Source organism: Corynebacterium drakensteinense, from assembly GCF_041224285.1.
In the GTDB taxonomy this organism is placed as follows: Bacteria; Actinomycetota; Actinomycetes; order Mycobacteriales; family Mycobacteriaceae; genus Corynebacterium.
The window spans coordinates 13,427-29,831 of record NZ_JAXOFP010000001.1 but is presented as its reverse complement, the minus strand read 5'-3'; the positions used below and the strand labels follow the sequence as shown (position 1 = coordinate 29,831).

Annotated in this window: 14 protein-coding genes and 1 tRNA gene; 5 read left to right on the top strand and 10 right to left on the bottom strand. The window is 56.2% G+C overall.

The genetic code is table 11. From position 1 onward, the window contains the following. The first annotated feature begins 105 nt into the window (after positions 1–105). Positions 106–178 (top strand) — tRNA-Arg (locus tag U1140_RS00135). 224 nt (positions 179–402) lie between these two features. Beyond that, a complete protein-coding gene (locus U1140_RS00130) occupies positions 403–1,410 on the top strand; it encodes a DUF1906 domain-containing protein (RefSeq protein ID WP_369845364.1) in 1,008 nt (335 codons plus the stop codon). Between the two features lie 44 nt (positions 1,411–1,454). On the opposite strand, the gene U1140_RS00125 is transcribed toward U1140_RS00130, so the two are convergent. The 9 genes from U1140_RS00125 to U1140_RS00085 all read right to left on the bottom strand — a co-directional run bounded on the left by U1140_RS00125 (position 1,455) and on the right by U1140_RS00085 (position 11,553). Continuing rightward, positions 1,455–2,600 carry a bifunctional 2-methylcitrate synthase/citrate synthase gene (locus U1140_RS00125; RefSeq protein ID WP_369845362.1) on the bottom strand — a complete coding sequence of 382 codons (1,146 nt, stop codon included), beginning with the start codon at positions 2,598–2,600 and terminating at the stop codon, positions 1,455–1,457. A gap of 69 nt (positions 2,601–2,669) precedes the next feature. Continuing rightward, the gene (gene prpB, locus U1140_RS00120; RefSeq protein WP_369845360.1) at positions 2,670–3,587 is read right to left on the bottom strand and encodes a methylisocitrate lyase; all 918 of its coding nucleotides are present in this window, start codon (positions 3,585–3,587) and stop codon (positions 2,670–2,672) included. Next, a complete protein-coding gene (prpD, locus tag U1140_RS00115) occupies positions 3,587–5,098 on the bottom strand; it encodes a 2-methylcitrate dehydratase PrpD (protein WP_369845358.1) in 1,512 nt (503 codons plus the stop codon). Before prpD ends, prpB begins: the two co-directional genes overlap by 1 nt. A gap of 124 nt (positions 5,099–5,222) precedes the next feature. After that, on the bottom strand, positions 5,223–6,149 hold the full coding sequence (locus tag U1140_RS00110) for a hypothetical protein (protein WP_369845649.1): 927 nt from the start codon (positions 6,147–6,149) through the stop codon (positions 5,223–5,225). A 163-nt stretch (positions 6,150–6,312) separates the two neighbouring features. Beyond that, positions 6,313–8,001, bottom strand: coding sequence for a solute symporter family protein (locus tag U1140_RS00105; protein ID WP_369845356.1), 1,689 nt, complete (start codon positions 7,999–8,001; stop codon positions 6,313–6,315). A 3-nt stretch (positions 8,002–8,004) separates the two neighbouring features. Further along, positions 8,005–8,346 (bottom strand): DUF485 domain-containing protein, encoded by a 342-nt coding sequence (locus U1140_RS00100; protein WP_369845354.1) that lies wholly within the window; start codon positions 8,344–8,346, stop codon positions 8,005–8,007. Between the two features lie 396 nt (positions 8,347–8,742). Further along, positions 8,743–9,594 (bottom strand): aldo/keto reductase, encoded by an 852-nt coding sequence (locus U1140_RS00095; RefSeq protein WP_369845352.1) that lies wholly within the window; start codon positions 9,592–9,594, stop codon positions 8,743–8,745. An 87-nt stretch (positions 9,595–9,681) separates the two neighbouring features. Further along, on the bottom strand, positions 9,682–10,050 hold the full coding sequence (locus U1140_RS00090) for an FKBP-type peptidyl-prolyl cis-trans isomerase (RefSeq protein ID WP_369845648.1): 369 nt from the start codon (positions 10,048–10,050) through the stop codon (positions 9,682–9,684). Between the two features lie 207 nt (positions 10,051–10,257). Beyond that, positions 10,258–11,553: a citrate synthase gene (locus U1140_RS00085; protein WP_369845351.1), complete on the bottom strand. Its 1,296-nt coding sequence runs from the start codon at positions 11,551–11,553 to the stop codon at positions 10,258–10,260. A gap of 293 nt (positions 11,554–11,846) precedes the next feature. Between U1140_RS00085 and serC the strand changes: the two genes are divergently transcribed. Genes serC through U1140_RS00070 form a run of 3 tightly spaced genes read left to right on the top strand, consistent with a single transcriptional unit; the run spans position 11,847 to position 15,392 of the window. Next, complete coding sequence (serC, locus tag U1140_RS00080; protein WP_369845349.1) at positions 11,847–12,980, top strand: phosphoserine transaminase; 1,134 nt, start codon at positions 11,847–11,849, stop codon at positions 12,978–12,980. 36 nt (positions 12,981–13,016) lie between these two features. Next, entirely contained in the window at positions 13,017–14,387 is a 1,371-nt protein-coding gene (gene sepH / locus U1140_RS00075; protein WP_369845347.1) for a septation protein SepH, read from the top strand. A gap of 27 nt (positions 14,388–14,414) precedes the next feature. Then, positions 14,415–15,392, top strand: coding sequence for a DUF6928 family protein (locus U1140_RS00070; RefSeq protein WP_369845345.1), 978 nt, complete (start codon positions 14,415–14,417; stop codon positions 15,390–15,392). Here U1140_RS00070 and U1140_RS00065 read toward each other — a convergent pair. After that, positions 15,389–16,390, bottom strand: a complete 1,002-nt coding sequence (locus U1140_RS00065; RefSeq protein WP_369845342.1) for a TrmH family RNA methyltransferase — start codon at positions 16,388–16,390, stop codon at positions 15,389–15,391. The genes U1140_RS00070 and U1140_RS00065 overlap by 4 nt on opposite strands. Positions 16,391–16,405: the final 15 nt, after the last annotated feature.

Genomic DNA, 16,405 nt, shown 5'->3' with positions numbered 1-16,405 from the left:
CTGCGCTAGCTAGGCGCCCCGACGGCCACGTTGCCCCACCGAGGGCGGTGTGCGCTAAGCTATTGGCTGGACTGGCTGGCCAGAATCTTTTCTGGTCAGCGTTTGGCCCCAGTAGCTCAGGGGATAGAGCACGGCTCTCCTAAAGCCGGTGTCGGTGGTTCGAATCCACTCTGGGGCACACACTTTGTCTTGAGACGTCGTTCGTTATGTCGGCGATCATTGTGTCGACGATGTCTCAAGACTTTTTTGCTGAGAGCTGCCATCGCGCATCGATGATCGCGCATGGATGATTTAGCCCCCCCTTCCCAAAAGAGCCCACGATCACTCGCGTTGCACACCTGAAACAAATGTTACTGATGTTATTGTTGTGAAGATTATTCATTCCTGATTGGAGAAATCTCAATGAATGCTTCCCACAATCTCAGCCGACGTAGCTTATTCCGCACCACCGGCGCACTTGCGATAGCTGGTGCCTTCGCCACCGCTGGCACGGCACGCACTGCCCCGCTCGCTGCCGCTGCGCCGGGTCCGGGCCCTGTGCTCGGTCAAGTGCTGGACTATGCCGCGGGTGTGCCGTCGGCACGCTCCATCAAAGATGGCGGTTTTCTCGGTGCCGTGCGCTACGTTTCCGAACGACGCCCCGGTGCAGCATGGATGCTGGGCAAGCCCGTCAGCGCCACCGAAACCAACAACCTGGCGGCACTGGGGCTAGAGACTGCATCTGTCTACCAGTTCGGGCGCGCGGAAACCGCGGACTGGAAACAAGGTGCATTGGGCGCAGCTACGCACGCGCCAAAGGCAATCGCTTTGCACGTCAGCGCGGGTGGGCCAACCGGCCGTCCAATTTATATTGCTATCGACGACAACCCGAGCCGCAACGAGTATGACAGCTTAATCGCGCCATATCTTCGCGCATTCGAAGCTGTGCTGAAAACTTCCGGGTATTCCGCTGGCATCTACGGCAACTACAACGTCATCGACTGGGCAATCAAAGACGGCATCGGTTCGTATTTCTGGATGCACGATTGGGGTTCCGGCGGAAAAATCCACCCGCGCACCACAATCCATCAGCTGCCACAGAACAAGCAGAAGACCATCGGCGGCGTGGTCTGCGACATCAACAACGTCTATGCCCGGGATTGGGGACAGTGGAAGCCAGGCGTCGCGTCAGGAGCTGGCAGCACTCCCCCAAACACCAACCAACACAATAACCAGCCACGCCCACAAGGACAGCAGCAGAACGCACCAGGTCAATTCCCAGCTATTCCAGGTAGCACGACGCCACCGAACCTTGCCGACCTGCAACAGCTCAGCTCTGATCCTGCAGTACAGCAAGGTGCGCGCACCCTGCAAGAGTTAATCAAACTCGCCCAGGATAACGCGCACCTCGCCAAGCAATTCGGGCTCTAAAAGCCTAGATTTCCTAGGCTTGTGGCCCTAGTTCGTCCGGCAGACTAGTTTTCTGCTGGAACCGAGCGCTCTTCTGGCCCGTTGTATGCCGACAGCGGGCGGATCAGTGAGTTGTTTTCATACTGCTCCAAGATGTGTGCCGTCCAACCCGTGATACGTGCCATCACAAAAATTGGGGTGAAAAATTCAATCTCCAATCCCAACAGGTAGTAGGCAGGACCAGCCGGGAAGTCCAGGTTCGGCTTGATGTTGATGGAAGTGTTTTCTTCCATCGTCTTCGCCATGATGTCGTACATCTCGACCCATTTATCCGCACCGCCGGTGTTGGCCGCAAGCTTTTTGAACGCAGCTTCCATCGTCGGCACGCGAGAATCACCCGTTTTGTACACGCGGTGACCAAAGCCCATGACAACTTGCTTGTTGGACAACCGATCTTTGCACCACTGCTCGGCCTTGTCAGGATCACCAATCTCGAGCATATTGTGCATGACGGCCTCGTTCGCTCCACCATGCAGTGGACCTTTCAGCGCGCCAATACCGCCGGTGACCGCAGAATATACATCCGAGGTCGTCGAGGTAATCACGCGCGAGCTAAACGTCGAGGCATTAAACGAGTGCTCGGCATACAGGATCAGCGATTGATCAAAAGCCTGGATGGCTTCTTTCTGCAGCGCCGGGGAGTCTGGCTCATCCCCAAAGACCATCGACAAAAAGTTTTCTGCAAAACCTTTGTCTTTCGACGGTTCCACGTACCCTTTGCCTTTGCGACGACGAATGTCCAAGGCCACCGCTGTCGGGAACTTCGCGAGCAACCGCAGACCAATCTCCCGGATGTGGTCAGCGTCTCGGGTAAATGGCTGGTCAAACTGGCCAACAAACGAGGTGAAAGTGCGCAGAGTGTCCATCGGATGGCAGTTATCCGGCATCGATTCAATCAGCTGGATTTCTGCATCGGTCAACCCGCGGAGTTCACGTTCGGAAGCAGAAAATTCTGCTAGCTGTTCGGCATCAGGCAGCTCACCGTTCCACAGCAAGTAGGCTACTTCTTCAAAACTGCAGTGTTTCGCCAACTCCTGCACCGGATAGCCGGCATACGTCAGTGAGTTGGTTTCTGGCATCACCTTGGAGACCGCGGTGTAATCAGCCACGACCCCGTAAAGGCCCTTACGAATTTCAGTGTTGGTAGTCATGTCAAGCTCCTTTCTGAGCTTTTGCTAGAACGGCGATGCATTGCGTGCATGCCGGACCGATCAGTTAGATCACAGGTTCTGCTCCGGTGAATAGGTAAAGACGTCTTGGTCGAACGCGTTGTAATCCTCGTAACGTACGAGCTCATACAGCCGCGAACGGTGCTGCATATCGTCCAACCAGGATTTTTGGTCGCCGTTTGCTTGCAGGTCGCGCAGGAAACGTTCGGTTGCTCCCATAGCGACGCGGAATGACGAGACTGGCCAGATCACGGCGTTATAGCCGATCGATTCCAGCGTCTTGGCGTTTTGCAGCTCGGTTTTGCCGAACTCCGTCATATTCGCCAACAGTGGCGTGTCGACGGCCGCACGGAATTTTTCAAAATCTTCCGTAGTGCGCAGCGCTTCAGTGAAAATCAAATCCGCGCCAGCCTCGGCATAAGCCTTGGCACGCTCGATGGCATCATCGATGCCGTTGACTCCGGCGGCATCCGTGCGGGCACAAATCACGAAATCGTCGTCGCGACGCTGGCCAACGGCTGCCGAGATCCGGCGCACCATCAACTCGGTGCTCACCACTTCTTTGCCGTCGAGGTGTCCACAACGCTTCGGATTGACTTGGTCTTCCAAGTGGCAACCCGCCAACCCAGTATCTTCCAGCGCGGAGATGGTACGCGCGGCTGACATAGGTTCGCCGAAGCCGGTATCGGCGTCGACAAGCACGGGCAGTTCTGTGGCACGCGCGATCTGGCCTGCACGATTGGCGACTTCGGTCAGCGTCGTCAAACCAATATCCGGCAAGCCCAAATCATTGGCAAGTACGGCGCCGGAAACATAGACCCCGGAAAAACCACCGATATCCTCGATGAGCTTTGCAGTTAGCGGGTTGAAAGCTCCCGGCAGCGTGGTGATTTCTGTTGCTTGCAACGAGGCACGAAAGTTCTTGCGCTTTTGGTTTGCAGTAGTCTGCGAAGAAAATAATCCTGTCATTAGAAAATTCCCTCCGGAGTCTGTGGTGCCTGCGCGAGTACCTCGTCAGAAACTTGAATGTTGAGCTCACGCAAGTCGGTGAGATTTTCCAAGTTGTCGACCGCAGCCAAGAAGCGTTCTTGTTCTTCTTCGGAAACGATGCCCTCTGCCAAAGTGCGGAATTTCGCGCGGTAGTTCTCGCGCTCGAATGGGCGTGCGCCGAATGGGTGGGCGTCGGCAACGGCCATCTCATCTTCCACAACGGTGCCATCTTTGAAGGTGATCACTGCTTTGGCACCAAAGGCTTTTTCGTTCGGATCAGTCGAATGATAACGCTTGGTCCACGCTGGGTCTTCCACCGTGGAAACCTTGTGCCACAGCTCAACGGTATCTTCCCGCTGCGCGCGTTCTGGCGCATAGCTATCGATGTGGTGCCAATCGCCATCCTGCAGCGCAACCGCGAAGATGTACATGATGGAGTGATCCAGAGTCTCGCGCGATGCGTGTGGATCCATCTTCTGCGGGTCATTCGCGCCAGTTCCGATGACGTAATGGGTGTGGTGCGAGGTGTGCAGCACAATTGATTCGATATCAGCGACGTCCAAGCCCTTGTCTTCCAAGGTCTTTTTCATGCGCCGGGCCAAATCGATCGGCGCCTGCGACTGGTATTCCGCAGAGTGTTCTTTGGTGTAGGTTTCCAGGATCGCGCGCTTTTCTTCGCCCTTATCTGGCAGCGGGACGGTGTAGGTCTTGTCTGGCGAGTGCAGCATCCAGGCGATGAAACCGTCTTCACCTTCCCAGATTGGTGCTGGCGCACCTTCTCCGCGCATGGTGCGGTCTACTGCTTCGATCGCCATCTTTCCGGCGAAAGCTGGGGCGTAAGCCTTCCAGGAAGAAATCAGGCCTTTGCGGGATTGCCGGGTTGCGGTCGTGGTGTGCAATGCCTGGCCGATGGCCTGGTAAATAGTGTCGACGTCAAGGTTGAGCATCGTGCCGATGCCGGCTGCCACTGAGGGGCCGAGGTGGGCAACGTGGTCAATCTTGAACTCGTGCAAACAGATGCCCTTGACCAAGTTGACCTGAATTTCATATCCAGTGGCAATACCGCGGATCAGCGCTTTACCGTCCAAGCCCTTGTGCTGAGCAACAGCCAAAATCGGCGGAATGTTATCGCCCGGGTGGGAGTATTCCGCTGCCAAGAAGGTGTCGTGGAAATCCAGCTCACGCACCGCAGTGCCGTTGGCCAGGGCCGCCCATTCAGCGGAGTAAGTTCCATCGACACCGAAAACTGTGGCTCCCCCATCGCTGACCGGATGCGCTGTAGCCATTACCCGTGCCGAGGTGACCGGGCGGCGTACCAGCGAAGCCATTGCCACCGATGCATTATCAATCAGGCGGTTTTTGATCATCTCAGCGGTATCAGCTGGGACCTCAACGGGGTCAGCAGCGACCGTGGCGATCTTGTGCGCCAAGTGCTCCTCATACGGAAAATCTTCTGCGGAAGGCCGTGTTCGCACTTCGTGGTCGATCATGATGTGACGCGAATCCTTTCGGGTCTAAATATGATGTGGATTACAAACTTATCCTAACATCAAAGACCCGGCAACGGATTCGGAGTGATCGACGATCCCCAGGGGTGAACAGCGTTTGGGAATGCTAGTTCAGGTAGTCAGAAAACTGTTTTTCCACCGTGGCAGACAACTCGTCCGCACTGCCGGTGATCGCCGCAGCGGCTACGAAATCTTTGCCGAACGATACTGACGAATGCAGCGTGCGATCATCAGACCAGCCCCATTTAGACCCCTGCACCCCAGGAAGCTTCGCGGTGCCGAAATCCTGCTCATAGCCATCAGCTGCGACTGGCACGGTGTTTTTCATCATCTCCAGCAACGGGTGACGCGGATTGTCGTCTTTCAGTTGGGCAATGAAGCTGACGACGTCATAGGTCGAAGTAACCGAAAACCCCCAACGCTGGCCCGCTCTAGTAGAAAACAGGCGATACTCTTCAGCGATTTCGTCAATCGATTCCGGATACTGGGCCCATAATTGATCGGCTGCTGCGTCACTGGATTCCGTGATCATGGCCTCGACAAGTTCTTCGTCTGCTGCCGTACCGTTTTCCAACACATATTCGGCAATAAACAGTTTTGCCAATGACAATGCAGGCCGGGCCAGGCGGTCGCTCGTGCTTCCCAATTTGGTGTTATCCGAAAACCGGTACAGAGTGAACTGACTGCCTTGCAGGCTTTCGGCAAAATCGATTTTCTTCGGCCGCAAAATATTACTGTCCGGGGTTAGTTCCGTGCCAGACTGTGCTTTGCTCTTAGTGCCACTTGGGCTTGCAGAGTCTGCAGCCGCAGCAGCGCCGGCTTCACGATTGCTAGCGCTGTTGTCGCGACCATCGCTACTTTCGCCATCGCCGCGTTGTTCAGCGTCGGCAAGCTGCCCATTAGAGCTAACCGCCAAATGCGAAGCACTGGAACCGTTATGACTTCCTGCTACCAGGGCAATAATGATGGCAATAACAGCGAAGATCAAGCCGAACCAGCTCCACGCCTGGAGCCCGGAAAATTTTGAATGCATCACAACTTGGCATTTTACAAAACAGCCACAACGCACTGCGGCGATACCGCAAAAGATGCACCACAATAGCAAGATCCCTGAGCGTAAAGCTACGCTCAGGGATCTCAGTGTGCGTCATGGGATGATGTGATAATACACCATCACCGCGCTGCAAGCTGTGGAATTAGTGGTCCACAGGTGCCTCGACACCGACGCCGGTCATGGAACGTACTTCCATCTCTGCGGCGAGGTGATCCAGTTTGTCCGGCTTGGACAAGACGGTGCCCAGGTAACCGGCCAGGAAGGCCAGCGGAATAGAGACCAGACCTGGAGAGGTCAGCGGGAAGATTGCCCAGTCCGCACCAGGAACCATGGATGAAGGCGTACCAGAAACGGCTGGCGACAAGAAGATCAACAGCAGCGAGCTGATCAAGCCGGTATACATCGAAGCAACCGCACCATTAGTGCTGAACTTACGCCAGTACAGCGAGTAGAGAATCGTCGGCAAGTTTGCAGAAGCCGCGATAGCGAAAGCCAGCGAGACCAAGAATGCCACGTTTTGTTCCATAGCCAGGATACCCAGGATGACAGAGACAACACCCATGATGATTACCGTAATGCGCGAGACACGCACCTGGGATTCTTCCGAAGCTTCGCCGTCACGCAACACAGCGTCATAAATATCGTGCGCCACGGAGGCAGAGGCGGTAATCGTCAGTCCCGCGACCACAGCCAGCACGGTAGCGAAGGCAACCGCAGCGACCACGGCCATAAAAATTGGTCCTGCCAGCTCCAATGCCAGCAGTGGAGCAGCTGCGTTAGCGGTACCTGGTGCATCCATGATGGCATCCGGGCCAACCAATGCAGCAGCGCCGTAGCCCAGAACCAGGGTCATCAAGTAGAAAGAACCAATGATAACGATCGCCCAGGTCACGGAGCGTCGAGCCTCAACCGCAGTTGGAACCGTGTAGAAGCGCATCAACACGTGCGGCAGACCACCAACACCGAAGATCAGGGAAACGCCCAAAGAAATGAAGTCCAGCTGCGTCCAGATATCCGTGCCGTATTTCAGGCCCGGCTTCATGATGTCTTCTGCTTCATAGGCACGTTCTGCCAGGTACGCGGAGTTGCGGTGCGTTTCCACTGCCTGGTCGAACAGGGTCGTAAACCCACCACCAGCAATAACGAAGGTCAGAATGATCATGATGACAACAGCGGTCACCAGCAACACGGCCTTGATCATCTGCACATAGGTGGTGCCTTTCATTCCGCCGATCAACACGTAGGCAGTCATGACCAGACCAACGATGCCGACGGTGACGTACTGCCAGATTTTTTCATCCAGCCCCAGCAGAACCGACACCAGGGAACCTGCACCAGCCATCTGTGCAACGAGGTAGAACAACGAAACGAACACGGTCGCAATAGCGGCTGCCAGGCGCACCGGCTTTTGCCGCAAGCGGAACGAGAGCACGTCCGCCATGGTAAACCGTCCGACGTTACGCATTGGCTCTGCGACGAGCAGCAGAGCAAACAACCAAGCGACGAAGAATCCAATGGAATACAGGAATCCGTCGTAGCCGTGCAAGGCGATAGCACCAACAATTCCCAGGAAGGATGCGGCCGAGAGGTAGTCACCAGAAATCGCCAGACCATTCTGGCGTCCGGAGAACTGTCCACCACCGGTATAGAAGTCCGATGCCTCTGAGGTGGTTTTACCAACACTGGTCACGATTGTCATCGTGATGATAATGAACGCCGCGAACACGGCAATATTGATCAACGGGTTACCAGCGTCAAGGCCTTCGTCAGCTGCTGCCTGGGCCACGGTGGAGACGTTCGTGCTTGCTTGTGCAAGCGAAGCGGTAAGCATAGTTTAGCCCTCCATTTTCTCGCGGATAGCCGCCTGGCGCGGTTCCAGGTTCTTGTTAGCAAATTTCACATACATCCAGGTGATCACGAAGGTCGTAACAAATTGAAGGATGCCGAGTACTAAGCCGATGTTGAAGCCACCGCCCACTTCAATCGCCATTGCTTCTGGGAAAAACGTAGCGACAACAAGGAAGACGAAAAACCACAACAGCGCGATGATGATCGCAGGGAAAGTAAACCCCCGAAAGCGAGTCTTCAGATCAGCAAATTCTTCGGATTTGCTCATCTCAATAAATTCCTCGGACGTAGCTTTACGCCGGGGTTGATTGGAAGGAGCTCCTGCCATTTTCTCTCCTATTACTTCTGGTACGACGATTACACGTCACATTCCTGTTCACTTCACTGTGAAACACCACCCACACAATTGTGCGAGTGTGGCATTTTCCTGCGAATCACATGTTACCTTGCTTACAGTCTCAGGAATAACTTAACCCCCATCACAAGAAAGTTTCCTAAAAGAAATCACCCCCGATAGGTGTGATCACCTGCACAAATAAAAAACAGCCTCATCCCCCACGTGGCCCCGATTACTAGGATTGCTAGCTCTTGCGAGAACCGGGGCCGATGAAGCCATCAGCGCACAGACATCATTTCTGCAAAAATGCTGCATCGTCGCTGCAGCAGCGCACCGATGAATGAAATGGTTTTGCAACACGGTGTATCCGCGCTGCGCACACGCTTTCTACGTTTGGTGTGGAAACACCGCTGGGTCACCGAAAATACGGCCGAACCCCGGCAAACCGGCCAACCCATCAATCGTGGCAGTATCATCTGCTGACAGCTCCACGTCGATCGCCGCAGCGTTTTGCCGCAAGCGCTGCGCAGAAGAAGCTTTCGGAACCACCGACACGCCTTTGTCCAGCAGGTAACGCAATACGACCTGCGCTACGGTCGAGCCAGTAGCAAGAGCGATTTCTTCCAATTGCGGATTGTTCAGCACGATGCCACGCGCTAACGGTGACCACGCTTCGACACGAATGCCGTGCTTCTCGTTCGCCGCAAGTTGCTCTGGCTGATGGAAGCCCGGGTGCAATTCAATTTGGTTCAGGCTGGGCGCAACTCCAGTGGCATCGACAAGCTCGTCGAGATGCTCTGCGTTAAAGTTCGCGACACCCGCCGAGACAAGTTCATCGGTCTCTCGAATTTGCAACAAGGATTCCCAGGTCTCTACGAAGCGTCCGCCCTGCGGGTACGGCCAATGGATCAAAAAGTTATCCAGGTAGCCCACGTCGAGTTTGCGCAACGATTCTGCGAACCCCTGTTTTGCCTCGTCGGTACCGTGTTGATCGTGCCAGAGTTTGCTGACGACGTACAACTCCTCGCGAGTAACATCACCGGCATTAATCGCATCGTTGAGTGCCCGCCCCACCGCTTCTTCATTGTCATAAAGGCGTGCGGTATCGAAGTGACGGTAGCCCAGCTCAATCGCCGTGCGCACAATCGATGCGACCTCGTCCGGCGCAATTTTATAGGTGCCCAGACCAAGCTGTGGCATCACCGTGTCATCGTTAAGTGCATAATTCGGAATAGACATATCCCCCATGATGCCACTAGATACGCCAAAGGCGCCGTGATCGTGAGAACCACGGCGCCTATTTTTAGCTAGCCAGAGCCTTCAGCACTAGTTGCCTTCACCCACCGACAACAAGTCGATCATGAAAACGAGCGTGCGGCCGGACAATGGGTGTCCACCGCCAGCAGGGCCATACGCCTTGTCCGGCGGAATGATCAACTGTCGACGACCGCCGACCTTCATGCCCGGAATGCCTTCTTGCCAGCCGGCGATCAGTCCCTGCAGCGGGAATTCAATGGACTGCCCGCGATCCCAAGACGAGTCGAATTCCTGGCCGGTTTCATAGTCAACGCCGACGTAATGAACTTCGACGAAGCAACCTGCTTCGGCTTCCGCGCCATCGCCGACAACGATGTCTGTGGACGCAAGCTCCGTCGGTGCTGGTCCCGAAAATTCTTCGATCTCGGGTTTTTCCATTGCCATAATTCTCCTTGTGAACTGGGAAATATCTTCATCTTCTCGCTGAGTGCAGGACGCGGTGAGATTTTTCGTTAGCATCTACCAACATCCACGAGCGATCAAATGTGGCAGCCAAAAAGGCTGGACCTAGCCGAACTAGATCCAGCCTAGCTGTTAGCCACGTGCTCGCCAACCACGGCAAGCCTTCGACCTACGCGATTATGTTTAGCGCTGGTCCAGCGATGGCACGTCGCGACGGCCTTCGCCGGTGTAAATCTGACGCGGACGGTTGATCTTGGTCTGCTCGGTGAGCTGCTCGCGGTACTGCGCGATCCAGCCTGGCAGGCGGCCCATGGCGAACAAGACGGTGAAGAAGTCCGTCGGAAAGCCCATAGCGCGGTAAATCAAACCGGTGTAGAAGTCCACGTTCGGGTACAGCTTACGCTCGACGAAGTAATCGTCATTCAAGGCGATTTCTTCCAGCTTCATTGCCAGATCCAACATTGGATCGCCACCGAGGTGCTCGAGAATCTCGTGTGCGGATTCCTTGACGATGGCCGCGCGTGGATCGTAGTTCTTGTACACGCGGTGGCCGAAGCCCATCAGGCGTACGCCTTTTTCCTTGTTCTTCACACGGTTCATGAATTCCGTGGCATCGCCGTCGTGGTTGTTCTGGATATCGTCCAGCATTTCCAGAACGGCCTGGTTCGCACCACCGTGCAAAGGACCGGACAATGCGTTGATACCGCCTGCGATGGAAACAAACATGTTGGCCTGCGCCGAACCAACCATGCGCACAGTGGAAGTCGAGCAGTTCTGCTCGTGATCCGCGTGCAGGATGAGGAGTTTATCCAGCGCCTTGGACAGGACTGGGTCTACGTCGTATTTTTCAGTTGGGTAACCGAACATCATGCGCAAGAAGTTCGATGCTGGGTCCAGGGAGTTGTCCGGATACATGTACGGCTTACCCTGAGATGCGCGGTAAGCGTAGGCAGCCAGCATTGGAACCTTGGCCAGCAGGCGGATAGTTGCCTTGTCGAGCTGCTTCTCATCGAGCGGGTTCAGCTCGTTTTGGTAATAAGTCGACAAAATGTTGACCGAAGATGCCAGAACCGCCATCGGGTGAGCATCGCGTGGGAAGATGTTGAATTGCGCCTTGAAGTCCTCATCCAGCAGGGTGTGGCGCAGGATTTCGTTGTTCCAAGTGTCCAGCTGCTCTTTGTTTGGCAGTTCGCCCTTGATCAACAGGTAGGCGACTTCGTTGAAGCTGCAGTTGTTGGCCAAGTCTGCGATGTCGTATCCACGGTGACGCAGAATGCCTTCATCACCATCAATGAAGGTGATTGCCGATTCAGTCGAGCCAGTAGAAACGTAGCCTGGATCGTACGTAACATAGCCGGTTTCTCCGAGCATCTTGCCTAATGCAAGACCGGAGTTTCCTTCGGTTGCTTTAACGATTGGCAGTTCGTATTCACCACCAGGGTAGTGAAGTACAGCCTTGTCATTATTGTCAGAAGCCACAATGAACCTTTCGCTATTTGGTTGAATCGCAAGTTCGATACAAATTCGATAGTACGGAAAACGACTCACCTACGGCGGACCCGGCCAATTTCAGCCGCATCCTGGTGTCACTTACTCTACCAAACTGTGTGATGCCATCAACAATACTTGCTATTTAGTGGCTCAAAACTCTAGCCCTGTGCCGTGTGCAGGGCACTCACAGCCTATAGTAAAAGAGCACGCTTGCTGCGCACGCTAGACGCGAGATGCGCAGCGTGCCTACCGTCGAAAATCAGGAAAGGCCTTGCTTGGAAATGGATTCTGCACACCCTTTAACGTTGCCTGAACACTTAATCCCTTCGGATGGCCGCTTCGGTTGTGGCCCTTCCAAGGTCCAGCCCGCCCAGATTCAGGCTGTGGTTGACGGCGCCAACAACATCATCGGCACCTCCCACCGCCAACCGGCAGTCAAAAACCTGGTCGGCGAGATTCGCGAAGGATTGGCCACGCTGTTTAATATCCCCGAAGGCTATGAGGTCATCATGTCAGTCGGTGGCGCCACCGCGTTTTGGGATGCAGCAACGTATGGCTTAATCAAGAAAAAGTCCGGCCACTTGAGCTTCGGTGAATTTTCCGCCAAGTTCGCCAAGGCCTCCCAACAAGCTCCGTGGTTGGACGAGCCAACGGTCATCAAAGAAGAACCTGGCAACGCACCAAAACCGCAAGCGATGGACGGCTGCGATGTCATCGCTTGGGCGCACAACGAAACCTCCACGGGTGCAATGGTTCCAGTCACCCGCCCGAAAGACAGCGACGCGTTGATCGTCGTTGATGCGACTTCCGGTGCCGGCGGCCTCGAGGTCGACATTGCAGAAACTGACGTTTACTACTTCTCCCCACAGAAGTGCTTTGCCTCCGACGGCGGCCTGTGGTGTGCAATTGTCTCCCCCGCTGCTATCGAACGCATCCAGGAAATCAAAGATTCGGGTCGTTTCATTCCAGCATTTTTGGATCTACAAACCGCCGTGGACAATTCCCGCAAAAACCAGACGTACAACACGCCAGCCGTCGCCACGCTGCTGATGCTCAACGCTCAGATCAAGTGGATGAACAACAACGGTGGCTTGGCCGGCATGGTAGAGCGCACTCGTGAGTCATCGGCGATCCTTTATGACTGGGCAACCCAGCGCGCCGAAGCGACGCCATTTATCAGCGATGAGGACAGCCGCTCGCTAGTCGTCGGCACGGTTGACTTCGATGATTCGGTCGATGCAGCGCAGTTGGCAAAAACCCTGCGCGCTAACGGAATCCTTGATGTCGAACCATACCGAAAGCTTGGGCGCAACCAGCTGCGCGTTGGCATGTTCCCCGCCATTGAACCCGGTGATGTCTCCATCCTCACGAAAGCTATCGATTATATTCTCGATAACGGTAGCCAGAACCGGTAGTATTTTCTGCAGCTACTGCACACTAAGGAGTCAGGTATGCACCAGTTAGCATTCGAGGGACACAACCTAGAAGCGTCAGTTCTCTACTTTCGCGACGAGACCGGCCAAAGTTTTGAGCTACCCGTCAGCGAAGAGCTGCTACGCATTTTAGGAACCCACAAGTCCACCGGACCGTCTGCAACTGGTGCGCACGATTCTGCCGTAACCATCATCGACGAGGTTGCACCGACAACCGCCGATGGCCAGTCTGGCTCTGACAACACGCGCTCTGCGGAACACGTTGGTGACTCGGCACCAGGCGCAGACCACGGTGAGCAGACTGCACAGACTGCACAGACTGCTGCTTCCACCAACGACAACGAGAACGTTGGACCTGCGGAAGAGCACGGCACGGAGCACCCAGGTTCTGAGCGCCCGAACTTAAGCGCCGTTCCCGAAGTTCCGCACTTGAGCCCTACCGGCTCCACTGGCAGCACCGGCGCCTCGGGGGGTCGCGGCATACCGGATCGTGATCGTTCCCGCAATCAACCCATGTCGATGCGCCCGAACCAGATTCAGCAGCGCATCCGTGCCGGGGCGAGTGCACAAGAGCTTGCCGACGAAATGGGGGTGGCCGTCTCCCGCGTAGAACCATTCGCACACCCGGTAGTTCTGGAGCGCGAGCGCATCGCCGAGATGGCGAAACAAGCCCACCCAGTGCGCGATGGCGGTCCCGATCGTCTCACACTCTGGGAAGTACTCGCCACTGCTTTTGCCGCCCGCGGACACTCGCTCGCCGATTCACACTGGGATGCTCACCGCAGCGTCGCCGGTGAGCCATGGACGATCGAAGTTTCCTGGACCGCCGGCCTATCGCAGAATTCAGCACAGTGGTTGTTCCACCGGCACCCAACCTCGGCGGATACCGTCGAGCCACGCAATTCCGTCGCCGCTGATCTCGTTGATCCCGACTTCATCCAGCCAGTGCGCTCGGTGACGTCGCTGACCCGTTCGCAGCGCGTCGACGACGCTGCTCGCGATGCTTACAACGCGGGTTTCGACGGCATCATTTCTGGCGACCCGTTGGCAGATGACGAGCTCGCAGCGCACAAAAAACGCAAGCATGGTTCCTCGCACCCTCTGCAGACGGCGGACACCTCCCAGAACGCAGTCGAAAATTCCGACCCGATCAACGACGAAGAAGACACCCGCGACGATATCCCCGTGGTGCAAGAAGACGACGATTACGCCGCAAAAGAATCCGCCAAAAGAACGAAAAACTCGAACGACGGCGACGACAGCGACGACGATTTCTTGCAACATCCAGAAGCAGATACACCGAAAAAGCGCCGTCGCAAAGCAACCACCCCGCACTGGGAAGATGTCTTGCTCGGCGTTCGTGCCAACACAAAGCGGCCTCGCCGCTAACACTCACCATCGCATCGAAGGTTTCCCATGACGCAGTTTGAGTCTCACCAGCCGGGCAGTCCGGACCCACTTTCCGACGGTTCACAGCCTGCAGACCGTTCTGCGGTACTCACCTTGTGGTTTGTAGACTCTGCGGATAATCCTGCCGACGTCTTGGCGAGCAACCCCGTCGCCGATCGCGGGTTTGGCCGAAAATACCTGGCGCAAATGTATCCATCGGCGCCGATAACGCTGTTGGGGCAGTTCCCGCTGAATCGTTCTGCGCAAGTGTCTGCCGATGAGTTTTATATCGGCGCCTACCCGGGCGTCACGGTGGTCCAAACCATCATTGACGATGCTTTGCAATTATCTGCACTGTCCACCCAATTACGTAATTCGCTGCCGGCGACAGACCTCTACGCTTTCGCATTCAACGATCACACCGGATTTGGTGGAATCGCTCACTGGCACAACGGCGAGCTTTATCGCAGCCTGACAGCCACGCGCTATGCGACGTTTGAAAACGAAGGGCTTCCCGACGGTTTCGAGGCTCCACTGTGGGCCGGGGAGCGCAGCCCACAACTGGGCGGCATTGCCTTGCCGTTTGCACCGGCTGACTTGCTTGCCGACGCCCACAAAGCCTGGCTCGGCGTTAACTTTTCTGCCGACGGCCCTGATATCGATGTTGTCGGCTTCGCGCTCGATGGGCGTCCAGAACCGAAATTCGCTCGCGAACGCGGCGGCTCGCACGCACTGGTGCGCAATGACAAAGGAGCCACCGGCAATAAGACAGCCGCAGGCGGGCGCACATCAGCAAACCGTGCAACAGGTGCTGAGATAGAAAATTACGATGACTACGAAGATCACGCGGCACGAGCCGAACAATCTTCGATTACCGAGACTTTTATGGCGGGTGCCACCACCACCGCGCGGGTTCTCGGAAAGTTCAGTAAAACTGCCGCACGGCAAACCCGCAAAGGATGGGGCAAGCTGCGCGAACAACTGCGCCACCTGGATCGGGACTAGCGCCCGCTCATGCTGCGCCAGCGCTCGTAGAGACAACATGCAGCGGTGGTCGCGACGTTGAGTGAATCCGCCCCGGCAGCCATCGGGATGACCACCAAGCTATCGGCAGCTTTCATCGCGTGCTGGCTGAGCCCCGGGCCTTCCGCCCCCAGCAACAGAGCTACTTTCTCGTGGGGTGCCCCAGCAGCATCCACCAACCCATCGCGTAGCTCCACAGAACCGCTGCCTGGGCTCAGCGCCGCCACATGAAAACCACGGTTGCGCAATTCTTCCAATCCGTAGTGCCAGTCATTCGGGCCACCGGGCAGTTGCACGCTCTGCACACGTAGTGCCTGCCCCATCGACACGCGGACCACGCGCCGGTCCCACTGATCAGAGCACCCCGCGCCGAAGACAATCGCGTCTGCTCCCAGCGATGCTGCAGAACGAAAGATCGCACCGATATTGTCCGGGTCGCCTACCCCTTCTAAAACTACGACGGTGCGGGCACCAGCGAGCGGATCCGAATCGTGGTCTGCTTCAGCAGCGTCGCGGTTCTCGCTGAGAGCGCCAAGCTCGACTGCTGCTGGGCGCGCCGCCACCGCCAGTAAACCGCGGTGCAACTCAAAGCCGACGATCTCACGTAACAGCTGCTGCGAAAGTTCATAGACCGGTATTTCTCGGGTGGCTATCGCTGCCCACTGGCTCGGGTATTCCGCGGCGAATTGCCGCAGTTTTTCGGCACGTCCAAAAACGGCGTTCGGGGCCACCAACGAATCAGCCGCGCACATGCGTGCCACCGGCAGGGCACCGTCGGCAAGCACGACGGGTTCTCGCTGCGCCGGCACGTACTCGCCATGTACAGCAAGCTGCAAACGTGGCTGGCGATCCGGGCGCAGGCGCGGGTGATTCAGCAGGCGAATATCAGAAAACCGGCTGTCGTCTGGACTGACGTCGCCGTCATGCACGGTGATCACCCGTGGTGTCTGCGCAGAGGAGTTGTGCTTTGCCGTAGTCATGAAAATTTCGCGCAA